Genomic DNA, 2028 nt, shown 5'->3' with positions numbered 1-2028 from the left:
ATTTTGGTGCCGTGATCCTGGTTCCAACCATTGAATCCTCGCTGCCGCTGGTCGACCGCATCGCTGCCGAACATGTCGAACTCGCCATCGACGATGCCGAGGGTTTCCTGTCGCGGATGCGCAATGCGGGTGCCGTGTTTCTCGGCCGCCACACGCCGGAAGCCATCGGCGACTATGTCGGCGGCTCCAACCATGTGCTGCCGACGGCACGCTCGGCGCGCTTCTCGTCCGGCCTGTCGGTGCTCGATTTCGTCAAGCGCACGTCGATCCTCAAGCTTGGACCGGAGCAGCTGCGTATCTTGGCGCCGGCGGCGATTGCGCTCGCCAAGGCGGAAGGCCTTGATGCGCACGGTCGCTCCGTCGCCATACGGCTGAACATGTAGGCCGTTATGTCGGACTCCGATCAAACCCGCGCCAGGCTGATCGATGTCGAACTCGATGAATCGATCGGCCGTTCGACACCCGACGTCGAGCATGAGCGCGCGGTGGCGATCTTCGACCTGATCGAGGAAAACAGTTTTCAACCGGTCAATGACAGCGGCCCTGGGCCCTATCGGCTGAAACTGTCGCTGGCCGAGCAGCGCCTGGTGTTTGCCGTGGCGCGCGAGGATGGCGCCGCCGTCGTCACCCATATCCTGTCGCTGACGCCGCTGAGGCGCATCGTCAAGGACTACTACATGATCTGCGAAAGCTATTACGACGCCATCCGCTCCTCGACGCCGAGCCACATCGAGGCGATCGACATGGGCCGCCGCGGCCTGCACAATGAGGGTTCGCAAACGCTGATGGACCGGCTCTCCGGCAAGATCGACATCGATTTCGATACGGCGCGCCGGCTGTTCACGCTGGTCTGCGTGCTGCACTGGCGGGGTTAGCCCTGGCACCCGGCGCCCTGCCCCGTTCGATCCTGTTCCTCTGCGGCATGAATGCCGTGCGCTCGCCAATGGCAGAGCAACTGGCGCGGCGGATGCTGCCTGCCACCATCTTTGTCGCTTCGGCCGGCGTTCGCGCCGGCGAACGCGATCCGTTCGTCGATGCGGTGCTGGCCGAAGAGGGCCTCACGCTAGGCGAACGTCACCCAAGGACGATGGACGATCTCGAGGACGACTATTTCGACCTCATCGTCACGCTAGCGCCGGAGGCGCACCACGCGGCACTCGAACTCACCCGCTCGCTCGCCGTCGAGGTCGAATACTGGCCGACGCCGGACCCGACCGATGCCGGCGGCACGCGCGAACAGATCATGGCTAGTTATCGCGACGTGCGCGAGCGCCTGAAGTTGCGCATAGGCCGACGTTTCTTGCTTCCAGAGGCAAAAAACGCGACGGATTAAGCGTGTTCACAAGCGGACGATTATCATATAGGTTCCGCCGAAATTCCGGCTAGAGTCGGATGATTTCAGGTCTGTTCGACCTGAAATCTGAATCCGCCTCTAAACCAAGAAGTAGAGCATGATGTCGTCCGAAAACCGCTTTACACTTTTCGGCATCATGCTCTAAGCGCCGGAACTGCCATCCAAGCAAAGGTATCGAATGCCGAAGGAAGAAGTCCTCGAGTTTCCGGGTGTCGTGACGGAATTGTTGCCCAACGCGATGTTCCGGGTAAAGCTCGAAAACGAACACGAAATCATCGCCCATACGGCCGGCCGCATGCGCAAGAACCGCATCCGCGTGCTGACCGGCGACAAGGTTCTGGTCGAGATGACGCCATACGACCTGACCAAGGGCCGCATCACCTATCGTTTCAAGTAAGCAAAGCCCGACTGGTCCGCGATGAGCATTTTGCAGAAGCTGGTGCTTGCCTCGGGTTCGCCGCGCCGGATCGAGCTCTTGCAACAGGCCGGCATCGAGCCGGACCGTGTGCTGCCGGCCGATGTCGACGAAACGCCGTTGCGTGCCGAGCATCCGCGCTCGCTGGCCAAGCGGCTGTCGAAGGAAAAGGCCGAAAAGGCGTTCGCGTCGCTGAAGACCGAAGCCGACTATGCGCCGGGCTTCGTGCTGGCCGCCGACACGGTGGTTGCCGTCGGGC

The 2028-nt window shown here is 61.9% G+C and carries 5 protein-coding genes; all 5 read left to right on the top strand.

What is annotated here, in order from left to right; translation table 11 throughout:
• Positions 1–383, top strand: a 383-nt coding sequence (locus tag EN935_RS33210; protein WP_206534628.1) for a histidinol dehydrogenase, incomplete at its 5' end; no start/stop codon positions are given.
• A gap of 6 nt (positions 384–389) precedes the next feature.
• Entirely contained in the window at positions 390–875 is a 486-nt protein-coding gene (locus EN935_RS33205) for a UPF0262 family protein (protein ID WP_109670558.1), read from the top strand.
• Positions 863–1333, top strand: coding sequence for a low molecular weight phosphatase family protein (locus EN935_RS33200; RefSeq protein WP_109670560.1), 471 nt, complete (start codon positions 863–865; stop codon positions 1331–1333). Before EN935_RS33205 ends, EN935_RS33200 begins: the two co-directional genes overlap by 13 nt.
• Before the next feature lie 199 nt (positions 1334–1532).
• Complete coding sequence (gene infA / locus EN935_RS33195; RefSeq protein ID WP_006200926.1) at positions 1533–1751, top strand: translation initiation factor IF-1; 219 nt, start codon at positions 1533–1535, stop codon at positions 1749–1751.
• A 21-nt stretch (positions 1752–1772) separates the two neighbouring features.
• A partial coding sequence (locus EN935_RS33190; RefSeq protein ID WP_206534627.1) for a Maf family protein occupies positions 1773–2028 on the top strand: 256 nt, incomplete at its 3' end.

This window comes from Mesorhizobium sp. M7D.F.Ca.US.004.03.1.1, from assembly GCF_003998635.1.
GTDB classification, from domain to species: Bacteria; Pseudomonadota; Alphaproteobacteria; order Rhizobiales; family Rhizobiaceae; genus Mesorhizobium; species Mesorhizobium loti.
The sequence above is the reverse complement of the archived record's forward strand: the minus strand, read 5'-3'. Positions and strand labels throughout refer to the sequence as shown.